The sequence below is a fragment of the Pseudonocardia sp. 2-7 genome, from assembly GCF_056341085.1.
In genome coordinates this window covers 5,453,642-5,467,196 of record NZ_CP094507.1, presented here as the reverse complement: position 1 = coordinate 5,467,196, position 13,555 = coordinate 5,453,642, and the positions used below count along the sequence as shown (strand labels likewise).

Annotated in this window: 12 protein-coding genes and 1 pseudogene; 9 read left to right on the top strand and 4 right to left on the bottom strand. The window is 73.9% G+C overall.

Translation table 11 applies throughout. The features are described 5' to 3' along the window. The first annotated feature begins 8 nt into the window (after positions 1 to 8). Positions 9 to 589: pseudogene (locus tag MTO91_RS26465) on the top strand (peroxidase-related enzyme). Here the strand turns inward: MTO91_RS26465 and MTO91_RS26460 are convergent. From MTO91_RS26460 to MTO91_RS26450, 3 genes are read right to left on the bottom strand one after another with little or no spacing between them, the layout of a single operon-like run. Further along, positions 586 to 1,347, bottom strand: coding sequence for an amino acid ABC transporter ATP-binding protein (locus MTO91_RS26460; protein WP_405420828.1), 762 nt, complete (start codon positions 1,345 to 1,347; stop codon positions 586 to 588). The pseudogene MTO91_RS26465 and the gene MTO91_RS26460 overlap by 4 nt on opposite strands. After that, complete coding sequence (locus MTO91_RS26455; RefSeq protein ID WP_405420829.1) at positions 1,344 to 2,264, bottom strand: amino acid ABC transporter permease; 921 nt, start codon at positions 2,262 to 2,264, stop codon at positions 1,344 to 1,346. The genes MTO91_RS26460 and MTO91_RS26455 overlap by 4 nt, the downstream gene beginning before the upstream one ends. After that, positions 2,257 to 3,240 carry an ABC transporter substrate-binding protein gene (locus MTO91_RS26450; RefSeq protein ID WP_476653157.1) on the bottom strand — a complete coding sequence of 328 codons (984 nt, stop codon included), beginning with the start codon at positions 3,238 to 3,240 and terminating at the stop codon, positions 2,257 to 2,259. The genes MTO91_RS26455 and MTO91_RS26450 overlap by 8 nt, the downstream gene beginning before the upstream one ends. Positions 3,241 to 3,400: 160 nt before the next feature. Here MTO91_RS26450 and MTO91_RS26445 point away from each other — a divergent pair, with 160 nt between their 5' ends. The 5 genes from MTO91_RS26445 (at position 3,401) to MTO91_RS26425 (ending at position 8,548) form a co-directional block, all read left to right on the top strand. Next, positions 3,401 to 3,766, top strand: a complete 366-nt coding sequence (locus MTO91_RS26445; RefSeq protein WP_073576094.1) for an antitoxin — start codon at positions 3,401 to 3,403, stop codon at positions 3,764 to 3,766. Positions 3,767 to 3,993: 227 nt separating this feature from the next. Continuing rightward, on the top strand, positions 3,994 to 5,208 hold the full coding sequence (gene pdhA / locus MTO91_RS26440; protein ID WP_476653156.1) for a pyruvate dehydrogenase (acetyl-transferring) E1 component subunit alpha: 1,215 nt from the start codon (positions 3,994 to 3,996) through the stop codon (positions 5,206 to 5,208). 15 nt (positions 5,209 to 5,223) lie between these two features. Beyond that, complete coding sequence (locus MTO91_RS26435; RefSeq protein WP_405421646.1) at positions 5,224 to 6,189, top strand: alpha-ketoacid dehydrogenase subunit beta; 966 nt, start codon at positions 5,224 to 5,226, stop codon at positions 6,187 to 6,189. A gap of 10 nt (positions 6,190 to 6,199) precedes the next feature. Then, positions 6,200 to 7,948, top strand: coding sequence for a dihydrolipoamide acetyltransferase family protein (locus MTO91_RS26430; protein ID WP_476653154.1), 1,749 nt, complete (start codon positions 6,200 to 6,202; stop codon positions 7,946 to 7,948). A 69-nt stretch (positions 7,949 to 8,017) separates the two neighbouring features. Further along, positions 8,018 to 8,548, top strand: coding sequence for an FxsA family protein (locus MTO91_RS26425; protein WP_476653152.1), 531 nt, complete (start codon positions 8,018 to 8,020; stop codon positions 8,546 to 8,548). A 171-nt stretch (positions 8,549 to 8,719) separates the two neighbouring features. Here the strand turns inward: MTO91_RS26425 and MTO91_RS26420 are convergent, their stop codons facing one another. Next, positions 8,720 to 8,854 (bottom strand): hypothetical protein, encoded by a 135-nt coding sequence (locus MTO91_RS26420; RefSeq protein ID WP_255497807.1) that lies wholly within the window; start codon positions 8,852 to 8,854, stop codon positions 8,720 to 8,722. Positions 8,855 to 9,162: 308 nt separating this feature from the next. On the opposite strand from MTO91_RS26420, the gene MTO91_RS26415 reads away from it, so the two are divergent. The 3 genes from MTO91_RS26415 (at position 9,163) to MTO91_RS26405 (ending at position 13,488) form a co-directional block, all read left to right on the top strand. After that, positions 9,163 to 10,353, top strand: coding sequence for an ATP-binding protein (locus MTO91_RS26415; protein ID WP_476653150.1), 1,191 nt, complete (start codon positions 9,163 to 9,165; stop codon positions 10,351 to 10,353). A 196-nt stretch (positions 10,354 to 10,549) separates the two neighbouring features. Continuing rightward, positions 10,550 to 10,870, top strand: a complete 321-nt coding sequence (locus MTO91_RS26410) for a GroES family chaperonin (protein WP_043276256.1) — start codon at positions 10,550 to 10,552, stop codon at positions 10,868 to 10,870. 125 nt (positions 10,871 to 10,995) lie between these two features. After that, complete coding sequence (locus tag MTO91_RS26405; RefSeq protein ID WP_476653148.1) at positions 10,996 to 13,488, top strand: VanW family protein; 2,493 nt, start codon at positions 10,996 to 10,998, stop codon at positions 13,486 to 13,488. Positions 13,489 to 13,555: the final 67 nt, after the last annotated feature.

The window sequence follows — 13,555 nt, the reverse complement described above, 5'->3', positions numbered from 1 at the left end:
TCCGCGGCATGGCACAGCACGAGGTGAGCAGGTTCGGGCACGTCGACCCCGACGGGCTCCCGCCGGACCTGGCGGAGCGGATCGGCGCGATCGCGGAGCGGTCGGGGTCGTCCCGAACGTGTTCCGCGCACTGGGGCGGCGCCCACGGGAGCTGCGGGCGTTCCTGGACTACCACGACGCGCTGATGGACTCCGACGACGGACTGTCCAAGGCCGAGCGCGAGCTGGTCGTCGTCGCCACCTCGGGGGCGAACAACTGCACCTACTGCGTCGTCGCGCACGGCGCGATCCTCCGGGTCCGCTACAAGGACCCGGAGATCGCCGACCGCGTCGCGACCAACCCCTACGCCGTCGAGCTGTCGGAGCGCGAGCGCGCGATCGTCGACCTGGCCCTGCTGGTCGCCCGGAACTCCGAGGCGCTCACCGAGGCCGACCTCGACGACGCCCGCGCCGCGGGGCTGTCCGAGGACGAGATCTGGGACGTCGGCGCGATCACCGCGCTGTTCGCGATGTCGAACCGGCTCGCGCACCTGACCGCGCTGCGCCCCAACCCGGAGTTCTTCCTGATGGGGCGCATCCCCCGCGGTTAGAGCACCTTCGACAGGAACGCGCGGGTGCGCTCCTCCTGCGGGGCGGAGAGCACCGCGCGCGGGTCGCCCGACTCGACGATCCGGCCGTCGTCCATGAATACCAGCGCGTCGCCGACCTCGCGGGCGAAACCCATCTCGTGGGTCACGACGATCATCGTCATGCCCTCGCGGGCCAGCTCGCGCATCACGTCGAGCACCTCGCCGACCAGCTCCGGGTCGAGCGCCGAGGTCGGCTCGTCGAACAGCATCAGCTTCGGCTGCATGGCCAGCGCCCTGGCGATCGCCACGCGCTGCTGCTGCCCGCCGGACAGCTGCGCGGGGTAGGCGTCGGCCCGGTCGGCCAGCCCGACCCGGCCGAGCAGCTCCACGGCCCGCTTCCGTGCGGTCGCGCGGGACTCCCGGCGGACGACGACCGGTGCCTCCATCACGTTCTCCGCCGCGGTGCGGTGCGGGAACAGGTTGAAGCGCTGGAACACCATGCCGATCTCGCGGCGCTGCCTGCCGAGCGCGGAGTCGCGCAGCCGGTACAGCCTCCCGTTCTCCTCGCGCAGACCCATGAGCTCGCCGCCCACCCAGAGCCGCCCGGTGTCGATCGTCTCGAGGTGGTTGATGCAGCGCAGCAGCGTGGACTTGCCCGAGCCGGACGGCCCGATCACGCAGCAGACCTGCCCGGGCTCGACGACGAGGTCGACGCCGCGGAGCACCTCGACGTCGCCGAAGCTCTTGCCGACCGTCTCGGCGCGGACCATCGGGGTCACGAGGTCTTCCCTCCCGTCCGGAACGAGAACAGCCGCACCAGCGGGGTCGCCTCGGTGACGGCACCGGCGACTCCGCGGCCGTAGCGGCGTTCGATGACCCGCTGACCGGCGGTGAGCAGCGAGGTCAGCAGCAGGTACCAGGCCGCGGCCACGATCAGCAGCGGGATGGTCTGGAAGTTCGTCGAGTAGATCCGCTGCACCGAGGTGAGCAGCTCGGTGTAGCCGATGACGACGACCAGCGACGTCGTCTTCAGCATGCCGATGGTCTCGTTGCCGGTCGGCGGGATGATCACCCGCATCGCCTGCGGGAGCACCACCCGGCGCAGCGTCTGGGCGCGGGTCATGCCGAGCGCCCCGGCGGCCTCGCTCTGGCCCTGGTCGACCGACTGGATGCCGCCGCGCACGATCTCGGCCATGTAGGCGGCCTCGTTCAGCCCGAGGCCCAGCAGGCACGCCAGGAACGGCGTGATCAGTGAGTTCGTGTCGAACACGACGAACTCCGGGCCGAACGGGATGCCCAGCGACAGGTTCGGGTAGAGCGCCGACAGGAAGCTCCAGAACAGCAGCTGGGCGATCAGCGGGGTACCGCGGAACAGCCACAGGTACACCCCGGCCACCCCGGACAGCACCGGGTTCGGCGAGAGCCGCATGACGGCCAGCCCGACGCCGCCGACGATGCCGATCAGCATCGACATCACGGTGAGCACGAGGGTGTTCGCCAAGCCGTTCAGCACCGGCGCGGAGAACAGGTACTGGGCGACGATCGGCCACCCGAAGTTCTCATTGGTCAGCAGGGTGTTGACCAGCATCGCGCCCAGGACCGCGAGCACCGCGATCGCGACCCACCGTCCGGGGTGCCGGACGGCGACCGCGTCGCGGGGCTCGGGGCGGGCGCCGGTGGTCGCCGGCTCAGCCACCGTTGATCGAGGACGTGGCGATGGCGCCGTTGGCGACGTTCCACTTGTCGAGGATCTTCGTGTAGGTGCCGTCGTCGATCAGCGACTGGACGGCGCCCTGCACTGCCTGGGCGTACTGGCCGTCGTTCTTCTTCAGCGCGACGCCGTACGGGGCGGTGTCGTAGGGCTGCCCGACGACCTCGACGGCGCCGTTCGTGGTGGTCTGCGCGTAGGCCGCGACCGGGGAGTCGGCGAGCATCGCGACGATCCGGTTCGAGTTCAGCGCGAGCGTCACGTCGGTCTGGGCCTGCAGCTCGGTCACCTGGATGGCCGGCTTGCCCTCGTCGGTGCACTTCGTGGTGCGGGCCTGCACGTCCTCGACCTGCACGGTGCCCTGCTGGACGCCGACGGCCTTGCCGCAGAGGTCGTTCGGGTCGATCCCGTCCGGGTTGCCCTTGCGGGTGGCGAGGCTGGTGCCCGCGGAGAAGTAGCCGACCATGTCGAGCACCTTGGTGCGCTCGTCGTTGATGGTGAACGACGAGATGCCGGCCTCGTAGCGGCCGCCGGTGATGCCCGGGATGATCCCGGAGAACTGGCTCTGCTCGAACTTCGCGGTCAGCCCCAGCTTCTGGGCGATGGCGTTGCCGAGGTCGACCTCCATCCCGATGATCGTGGTGCCGTCGGGTGCGGTGAACTCGTTCGGCGGGTAGGTCGGGTCGGTGCCGACGACCCACGTGCCGTCCTGCCGCACCTCGGCCGGCACCATCGCGGCGAGCCGGTCGTCCTTGGCGACGGCCGGGATCGGAGCATCGGTGCCGGTGTCCTCGGCGGAGCCGCCTCCCCCGCTGCCGTCGCCGCCGGCGCCACAGCCGGTCAGGACCAGTGCGGTCAGTGCGGACAGTGCGATCCGGTCAGGGAGCGGACGCTGCGGGTCCTCGCGGTCGTCATGCGGTTGCCTTCCAGGTGAGGCGGGGTCGAACGGCGGGGATCCTGCCACTTGCCGACGGGTCACCGCCGCCCGCACGGTCGATCCGTTACGTGCTCGTCGCACGCCGGTGGAACGCCGCGCCGGTCCGTGCCCGTTCGCCTACTGTTGGTGCGACGACCCAGCGCCGCGGTCCGACGCGGTGCCGCATTCGTCACGGAGGTCCTCGACGATGTCGCTGTTCCGCAGACTCACCGTTCTGGCAGGAGCGGTCGAGGCCGCCCGCCGCTACGCCCGGTCCAACCCGGACAAGGCGGGCAAGGCCCTCGACTCCGCCGCCCAGTTCGTCGACAAGCAGACCAAGGGCAAGTACACGAACCAGATCGCCGGGGCCGCGCGCAAGGCGAAGGACGCGGCGGGCATCCCGCAGCCCGGCTACGGCTACGGCGCGCCGGGCACCACCCCGCCCGCCCCGGGCCGCCCGGCCGCCGGGAACCCGCCGTACCCGGCGGGCGGTGCGGACGCGCCGACGCAGCGCACCCCGCAGCAGCCCCCGGCGTTCCCGCCGCCGGACCCGGAGCGTCCGCACGGCGCCTGACAGGCTCCCGCGGCGGTCCCGGCCGGGTGCCGGGACCGTCGTCTGTGGACGTCCGACGGTCCGTCGTCCACCCGTCGACCTGCGGGGCACCGGTTCTCCTCGGGGCCGGTGACGTGCCAGGATCGGCGGCGACGCGCCTGCGCGTCCCGGGGCCCGCACCACCCGCACGGGCCCGGAGCCGACGCTCCCGGGCGTGACCCCGCCCGGTGCGACCGAGGAGGTCTGCCGTGGACGTACCCCAGGCGTGGATACCGACCGATCCGCGATCCCGGCCCAGCCACGACCAGGTCGTCGCCGGGCTGAAGGGCGTCGACGAGGGCGGGCCGGAGCTCGTCCAGCTGCTCACCCCCGAGGGCGAGCGGGTGCCCGACGAGCGCTTCGACCGCTACGCCGCCGACATCACCGCCGAGGACCTGCAGTCGCTCTACCGCGACCTCGTCCTGGTCCGGCGGGCCGACCGCGAGGGGAACTCCCTGCAGCGCCAGGGCGAGCTCGGCCTCTGGGTGCCGCTGCTCGGCCAGGAGGCCGCGCAGGTCGGCTCCGGCCGCGCGCTCGCACCCGAGGACATGTGTTTCCCCAGCTACCGCGAGCACGGCGTCGCCTGGTGCCGCGGGGTCGACCCGACCGAGCTGCTCGGCATCTTCCGCGGCACCGACCACGGCACCTGGGACCCGGTCGCGACCCGGTTCCACCCGTACACGATCGTCATCGGCAACCAGTGCCTCAACGCCGCCGGGTACGCGATGGGCCAGCGCTTCGAGTCGAAGGTCGGCGGCGGTGCCGCTGGGGTCGGCTCCGCCGACGGTGACACCGGAGAGGCCACCATCTGCTACTTCGGCGACGGCGCCACGAGCCAGGGCGACGTCCACGAGGGCTTCGTCTGGGCCGCCGCCTACGACGCGCCGCTGGTCTTCTTCTGCCAGAACAACCAGTGGGCGATCTCGGTGCCGGCCGAGCGCCAGACCCGGGTGCCGCTCTACCAGCGCGCCCGCGGTTACGGCTTCCCCGGCGTCCGGGTGGACGGCAACGACGTCCTCGCCAGCCTCGCCGTCACCCGCTGGGCGCTCGACGAGTGCCGCACCGGCAACGGCCCGGTGCTGATCGAGGCGTTCACCTACCGGATGGACTCCCACACCACCTCCGACGACGCGACCCGCTACCGGCTCGCCGACGAGGTCGAGCTGTGGAAGCTCAAGGACCCGATCGAGCGGGTCCGGGTGCACCTGGCCCGCCGGCACGGCGTCGGCGCCGACTTCTTCGACGCCGTCGAGGCCGAGGCCGACGAGCTCGGCGAGCGGATGCGGGCGTTCTGCCGGGCGATGCCCCAGCCCGGTCCGGAGCGGATGTTCTCCCAGGTCTACGCCGAGGCGTCGCCGACGGTGGAGCGCCAGCGCGAGGAGTTCCTGGCCTACCACGCGTCGTTCGCGGACCAGGAGGACTGAGCCGTGCCGACCACGATGGCGAAGGCGCTCAACGACGGCCTGCGTGCCGCGATGGAGCGCGACCCCAAGGTGCTGGTCATGGGTGAGGACGTCGGCCGGCTCGGCGGCGTCTTCCGTATCACCGACGGGCTGCAGAAGGACTTCGGCGAGCAGCGCGTGCTCGACACCCCGCTGTCGGAGTCCGGGATCATCGGCGCCGCGATCGGGCTCGCGGTGCGCGGCTTCCGGCCGGTCTGCGAGATCCAGTTCGACGGGTTCGTCTTCCCCGGCTACGACCAGATCGTGTCCCAGCTGGCGAAGCTGCGGTACCGGACCCAGGGCCGGGTGCCGGTGCCGGTTGTCGTCCGGATCCCCTACGGCGGCGGGATCGGTGCCGTCGAGCACCACTCCGAGTCGCCCGAGTCGCTGTTCGCGCACGTCGCGGGCCTGAAGGTGGTCACCTGCTCGACCCCGTCGGACGCGCACTGGATGATCCAGCAGGCCATCCTCTCCGACGACCCGGTGATCTTCTTCGAGCCGAAGCGCCGGTACTGGGAGAAGGGCGAGCTCGACGGCGCCGACCTGGCGTCGGCGTACCCGCTGCACGCGTCGCGGGTGGTGCGGCCGGGCTCGACGCTGACCGTCGCCACCTACGGGCCGATGGTGAAGACCTGCCTCGACGCGGCCGCCGCGGCCGCCGAGGAGGGCCGCGAGCTCGAGGTGGTCGACCTGCGGTCGCTGTCCCCGCTCGACCTCGGCCCGGTCGCGGACTCGGTGCGCCGCACCGGTCGGCTGGTCGTGGTGTCCGAGGCGCCCGCGGAGTCGTCGGTGACCTCCGAGGTCGCCGCCCGGATCCAGCAGGAGTGCTTCTTCTCGCTGGAGGCGCCGGTGCTCCGCGTGACCGGTTTCGACACGCCCTACCCGCCGTCGCGGCTGGAGGAGGAGTACCTGCCGGACCTGGACCGGGTGCTCGACGCCGTCGACCGTTCCCTGGCCTGGTGAGGACGAGCACATGCGTGAGCACTTCAAGTTGCCCGACGTCGGCGAGGGGCTGACCGAGGCCGAGATCGTCACCTGGCGGGTGGCGCCCGGGGACACGGTCGCGGTGAACGACGTGATCGTGGAGATCGAGACGGCGAAGGCGGCCGTGGAGCTGCCCTCACCGTGGGCCGGGACGGTCGGCGAGCTGCTGGCCGAGCCGGGTGCGACCGTCGCGGTGGGGACGCCGATCATCGCGATCGACACCGGTGGGTCCGCGCCCGACGCCGGCGCCGACACCGGAGCGAAGATCGGTGAGGCGGGCAGGGACGGACGGATCGCGACGCTCGTCGGGTACGGGCCGCGGCAGGGCTCCGCCCGGCGACGGCCCCGGCGCGAGCCCACCGCCTCCGCTGCGCCGGCCGGGTCCGTCGCCGCGGGGGACCCCGTCGCCGGGGGCCCGGACGCCCCGGGGCCGGGCGCGGCCCCCGTCCCGTCGCCCCAGCAGTCGCTCGGGTCGCCGGAGCAGGCCGCTACCGGGACGTCCACCGGAGCCGACCCGGGAGCCGGGGGCTCCGACGGGCAGACCGGGGGCTCCGACGGGCAGACCGGGGGCTCGGACGGCCGGGCCGGGGGCTCCGACGGCCGGGCCGGGGGCGACGCGGTCGGACCGCGTGCCGCCCAGGTCCCGCTCGCTCCGCCGCCGGTCCGGCTGCTCGCACGGGAGCTCGGCGTCGACCTGCGGGCGGTGACGGGGACCGGGCGGGACGGCCGGATCACCCGGGAGGACGTGCACGCCGCCGCGTCGGGGGCCGGGCTCACGGGTGCCGGGAACGGCGCTGCGGCCGACGGCCGGGGCGCCGGAGCGGGCACTGCCGGCACGTCCGCCGGGTCGCCGGTCGCCGGGGGTCCCGCCGCGGCGGGTGCCGCTGCCGGTGGTCTCGCCGCGGGGGGTGCCGCTGCCGGGGATCTCGCCGGCGCCGCGACCTCGGGTGCCGCGCCGGACGGCTCGGGCCCCGGCGACCCGGGGCTCGCCGCCGGGCCGGGTACCGCCGCCGGACCGGGCACGACCACCGCCCGGCCCACCGAGGACCGGCGTGAGCCCATCCGCGGTGTCCGCAAGGCCACCGCCGCGGCGATGGTCGCGAGTGCGTTCACCGCGCCGCACGTCACCGAGTTCCTCGACGTCGACGTCACCGAGATGATGGCCCTGCGCGACCGGCTGCGGGCCTCGCGCGAGTTCGCCGGGGTCAAGCTGACCCCGCTGGCGTTCGTCGCGAAGGCCGCCTGCCTCGCCGCCGCCCGGACCCCGGCGGTCAACGCCAGCTGGGACGAGCGCGCCGGCGAGATCGTCTACTACGCCCGCGTCCAGCTCGGCATCGCCGCCGCGACGCCGCGTGGTCTCGTCGTCCCCAAGATCCGCGACGCGGACACGCTCACCCTGCGCGGCATGGCCGACGCGCTCACGACGCTCACCGACACCGCCCGGGCGGGCCGGACCGCCCCGGCCGACCTGGTCGGGGGCACGTTCACGATCACCAACGTCGGCGTGCTCGGCGTCGACACCGGGACGCCGATCATCAACCCCGGCGAGGCCGCGATCCTCGCGGTGGGGTCGATCAAGCCCGCCCCCTGGGTCGTCGACGGCGAGCTGGCCGTGCGCACCGTGTGCCGGCTGGCGCTGTCGTTCGACCACCGCCTCGTCGACGGGGCCGAGGGCTCGCGGTTCCTCGCCGACGTCGGCGCGCTGCTGCACGACCCCGGGGTCGCCTTCACCTGGTGACCTGGGGAGATCATCCGAGGGCCCGGGGGGTCGATCCGGGGAATTCGGGCGATCCGGGAGCAGAACGGCATGCCCGTGCGTTGTACGGGCATGCCGTTCGTGCTGCTCTACGTCGTGCTCGAGATCGTCGCGCTCGCCGGGCTGATCGCGTGGATCGGACTGGGCTGGACCCTGCTGGTCCTGCTCGCCGGGTCCGTGGTCGGACTCCTGCTCGCCCGCCGGGAGGGCGTCCGCGCCGCCCGCGCGCTCGCCACCGCCGTGCAGCGCGGGAAGCTGGCGCACGAGGAGGCGACCGACGGGCTGCTCGTCGCCGCCGGTGGCATCCTCATCTTCCTGCCGGGCCTGATCACCGATGTGCTCGGTCTCGCCCTGGTGTTCCCCCCGACGCGGGCCCTGGTCCGGCGTCGCATGGTGAACGCCGCCGAGCGGGCCGCACCGAGCCTGCGCACCGCGCGGATCCGCTACGGCGCTACCGTGGTCGAGGGGGAGACCGTCACCGAGCCGCGCCCGGCGACCGCGTACCCGCGCATCACCGGTCCCGCCGCGGGCACCGGCCCGGTCGTCGACGGCGAGGTCGTGGACGGCCCCGACCGCACCTGACCCGTCACCGGGCCTCGCGGTGCGTGGTCTCCCGGCGCACCCCGCACGCGGTCTCCGCACCCCGTGCGGAGGGTGCGACGGCGGCACCGGGGGTGCGACGGCCGGGCGCGGCAGGTCCGGGTCGGGGTGGTGGACGGCGGGGGCGTTCGGGGGTCGCCCCCGCCGTCCTTCTCACCAGCCGGGGCGCGCTCCTGCGAGCAGGCTGCGCAGGCTCTCCAGCCGTCGGCGACGCAGCGTGATCGGCTTCATCCGCAGCGTCGAGTGATGCATCCGGTCGGCGCGGTGCCGTCCGCGGTGTCGGCCCACAGCGCTCTCCTCCCGGGCGTAGTCACGTGCGACAGGGTGGTGCACGCCTCGAAGTGTTGCTGGTCAACCGCGGTCGCGGAAGGTCGCCGGGCGCGGGCCACCGGATCGTGACGACAACGCAGGCGTTCACCGGCCCCGCTCGCACGGTGCGTTCGCGGCGGACCGCACGGGCGACGCCGGAGCCGGCCCGGACGGGCATCGCGACCACGCTGGGTGACCGACGTCGTCGCTGGGCCGCACGGGTGGCGGGGCCGCGACACGCCGCCGTCGTCTACGGAATTCCGAAGAGCGGCGGATACCGTCCTCGCATGGACCCGGTGCGCAACCCGTTCGCCCCCGGTGCCGGGCAGCGCCCGCCGGAGCTGGCCGGCCGGGACCGCGAGGTGGACGCCTTCGAGATCGTCCTGGAGCGGGTCGCCCGCGGTCGCCCGGAGCGGAGCCTGGTGCTCACCGGGCTGCGCGGCGTCGGCAAGACGGTGCTGCTCGGCGAGCTGCGCTCGATGGCGATGCACGCCGGCTGGGGCGCCGGGAAGATCGAGGCCCGCCCGGACGCCGACCTGCGCCGTCCGCTGTCCGCTGCGTTGCACCGCGCGATCCGCGACCTCGCCGTCCGGCACCGGGCCCCCGAGCGCATCGACGAGGTGCTGGGCGTGCTCAAGGCGTTCGCGCTGCGGTCGTCCCCCGAGGGCACGAAGCTGCGGGAGCGCTGGCAGCCCGGCATCGACGTCCCGGTGAAGAACGGGCGCGCGGACTCCGGCGACATCGAGATCGACCTCGTCGAGCTGTTCACCGAGGTCGCGGAGCTGGCCCAGGACGTCGGCTCCGGCATCGCGCTGCTGATCGACGAGATGCAGGACCTGCGGCCCGAGGACGTCTCCGCGCTCTGCGCCGCCTGCCACGAGCTGTCCCAGGCCCGGGTGCCGCTCGTCGTCGTCGGGGCGGGGCTGCCGCACCTGCCCGCCGTGCTGTCGGCGTCGAAGTCCTACTCGGAACGGTTGTTCAAGTACTCGCGGATCGACCGGCTGGACCGCAAGGACGCCGACTTCGCGCTGATCGCCCCGGCCGAGCGCGAGGAGGCGGCCTTCGACCAGGAGGCCCTCGACGACCTCTACGTCCGCTCGGGCGGCTACCCCTACTTCGTGCAGGCCTACGGCAAGGCCGCCTGGGACGCCGCACCGACCAGTCCGATCGGCGTGAAGGACGTCGAGATGGCCGCCCCCGAGGCCGAGGCAGAGCTCGCGGTCGGCTTCTTCGGCTCGCGCTTCGAGCGGGCGACGCCCGCGGAGCGCGAGTACCTGCGGGCGATGGCCGAGCTGACCGACGGGGAGGACCACCCCGTCGAGACGTCGCTGGTGGCCAAGCACCTGGACCGGCGCGCGTCGTCGCTGTCCCCGGCGCGCGACAGCCTGCTCAAGAAGGGCCTGGTGTTCTCCGCCCAGCGCGGCCAGATCGCCTTCACCGTGCCGCACTTCGGGCGGTACCTGCTCGCCAACACCTGAGTCCCGCTGCTCCGGACGAGTGAAAACTGTTTGCGGTGTAACAGGTCGTCGTACCGGTGCGAAACCCCTGCTGAGCCCCGCGGCGCCACCCGACCCCCGACTCGGTAGCGCCGCGGGGCGTTCCACGTTCGGGGCATGCTGTCGCCTGTGCCGGGCGCCGCCGGGGGCGTCAGGGCCCACCCGTAGCATCGGCCCGGTGGCCGAGCCCAAACTCGAGATCCAGATGCTCCACGACCGGGTCATGATCAAGAGGGTCGAGGGTTCCGGCGAGCGACGGAGCTCGGCCGGAATCGTGATCCCGGCAACCGCACAGGTCGCCAAGCGTCTGGTCTGGGGAGAGGTGGTCGGGGTGGGACAGCACGTGCGCACGGTGAAGGCCGGCGACCGCGTCCTGCTCGCCCCGGAGGACCAGTACGAGGTCGAGATCGCCGGCGTCGGGCACCTGGTCATGCGTGAGCGGGACCTGCACGCGGTGGCCTCCGAGGCCACCCAGCACGGGACCGGTCTCTACCTCTGACCCCCCGGGTCGCGCCGGTCCGCACGGACCCGCGGCCCACCCGGTTCGACAGCGGTGTCGACGCAGTCGACGACGCCGGTCGCGATCACAGAGTCGATGGCAGTGCGGAAAGGAAGTCCCACGTCATGCCCGAGCGTCCTCCCTCGTCCGACGACGCGGACGAGCAGCCGGTGACGTCCGCGCCGGAGCCGGGAGACCCGCAGAACGGCGACGCCGCCGGTGCCGGTCGCCCCGTGATGCCCGCCCGCCGTCCCTCGCCCGGCCCCGCCGCCCCCGCCGCGCCGCAGGGAACTCCCGCGCCGCAGGGCGCCACCGAGGTCTCCGCCGCCGAGTCCGGTCCCGCCGACCCGGCCGAGGCCGCCGAGCAGGCGCCGCCGGAGTCCCCCGCGGCCCGCACCGTCGTCGGGCAGGCGACCACCGCGGACGGTCCGGCCGCGCCTGCGCCCGCCCCGCACCAGCAGCCCCCCGCGCCGCAGCGGCCGGACGCCGGTGCCCCGCAGCAGCCCGGGACCCCGCCCCGCCCGGAGTCCGGCACGGCCGCCCCGCAGCCGTCCGGCGGCGCCCCGGCCCCCGCGGGCCCCGCCGCGCCGCAGCCCGGCCCCCGGCCGGCCGGTGCGCCGGACGCGACCCGCCCGGTCCCCGCCACCCCCGAGGGGCAGGACCAGGACACCGTCCGCGTCGCCCCGCTCAGCGAGCAGCGCACCCAGGTCCTGCCCCGGGTCACCCCGGCCGCGGCCGCGACGCCGCCCGCGGGCGGCGCCGCCGAGCAGACCGCCCGCATCCACACCGGCGGCCCGGGCGCGGGCACCGCGGTCCTCGGTGCCGGCGCGACCGGCCCCGCGGGCGCGACCGGTCCGGATGGGCCGGGAGGCCCCGGTGGGCCCGGCGGCCCCGGTGGTGGGGACGGCGACGGGCACGGCGACGGCGAGGGCGGTGACGGCCCGCAGCGCAAGCGCCCGGTCGGACTGATCGTCGCGGCCGCCGCGCTCGGTGTGCTCGTCCTCGGCTACGTCGGCGACCTCGCGCTGAGCTCCGGCAGCGTGCCGCGCGGCGTCGTCGTCGCCGGTCAGCAGATCGGCGGCATGTCGCGCGCCCAGGCCACCGAGACGCTGCAGGCCGCGATCGAGCCCCGCTCCTCCGCGCCGGTGCCGGTCCAGGCCGGTGAGGTCAGCTCCGAGATCGACCCGAAGGCCGCGGGCCTGCAGGTCGACTACGCGCGCACTCTCGACGAGGCGGGCGAGCAGCCGCTGAACCCGATCACCCGGATCTCCTCGTTCTTCACCACCCGCGAGGTCGGGGTGGTCAACTCCGCCGACGACCGCGCCGTGCGCACCGCGCTGGAGCAGATGGCCCCGCTGGTCATGAAGGAGCCCAAGGAGGGCTCGGTCGAGTGGCAGGGAGTCACCCCGACCCCGGTCGCGCCGGAGCCCGGCCAGCAGCTCGACGTCGACGCGGCCGTCGGCGTCGTCGAGGAGCAGTGGGCCTCCGGCGAGCCGGTGCAGCTCCCGCTGATCGTCGAGCAGGCCGTCACGACCCCGGCCGACGTGCAGAAGGCCATCGACGAGGTCGCCAAGCCCGCCGTCGCCGGCCCGCTGACGATCACCGGTGAGGGTGCGAACGCGACCATCACCCCGGAGGACATCACGACTGCGCTCAGCTTCACCGCGGACCCGGAGGGGCCCGTGAAGCTGAAGCCGGTGATCGCGAACAAGACCCTCGAGGACATCGCGCAGCCGCAGCTGGCGGGCACCGAGAAGCCCGGCGTCGACGCCCAGCTCGACTTCGCCGCGACGCCGCCGCGGGTCGTCCCGTCGCAGGACGGGCGCGGCATCGACTACGACGCCACCTTCGCGAACGTGCTGCCCATCCTCACCGGCCAGGGCGAGCGCACGGTCGCGGCGGTCTACGCGAACAAGCCGGCCGAGATCACCACGGCCGACCTGGAGTCGCTGGGCAACGCCACCGAGATCTCGACGTTCACCACCGGCGGGTTCGCCGCCGACTCGGGGCAGAACATCAAGCGCGCCGCCGAGGCCATCAACGGCCAGATCGTGCAGCCCGGCGAGACGTTCAGCCTCAACGGCGTCAGCAACCCCCGCAACGCCGCCAACGGCTACGTCGAGGCCGGCATCATCGAGGACGGCCACCCGGCGCGCGGCGTCGGCGGCGGTGTCTCCCAGCTCGCGACGACGCTGTACAACGCGTCGTACTTCGCCGGCATGACCGACATCGAGCACAAGGAGCACAGCTACTACATCAGCCGCTACCCGGTGGCCCGCGAGGCGACGGTCTTCAACGACCTCATCGACGTCAAGTTCCGCAACGACGGCCCGACCCCGGTGCTGATCCGCACGGCGTGGACGCCCAGCAACGTCACCGTCTCGTTCATCGGGCAGAAGATGTACGAGGTCACCTCGGCGACCGGGCCGCGGACGAACCCGACCCAGCCGCAGGTCGTCAACATCCCGGCCGGCCAGCCGTGCAGCGCCAGCAAGGGCTCTCCCGGCTTCACCGCGACCGACACCCGGACCATGCGCAACGTGCAGACCGGGGAGACGACCAGCAAGACGCGGACGGTCAAGTACAACCCTCAGCCGATCGTGCAGTGCGGCGGCTGATCCGGTGATCGTCCCCGTCAGGGGATGACGAGAGCCAGGTCACATTCGTACCCTGATCCCTCCAGCC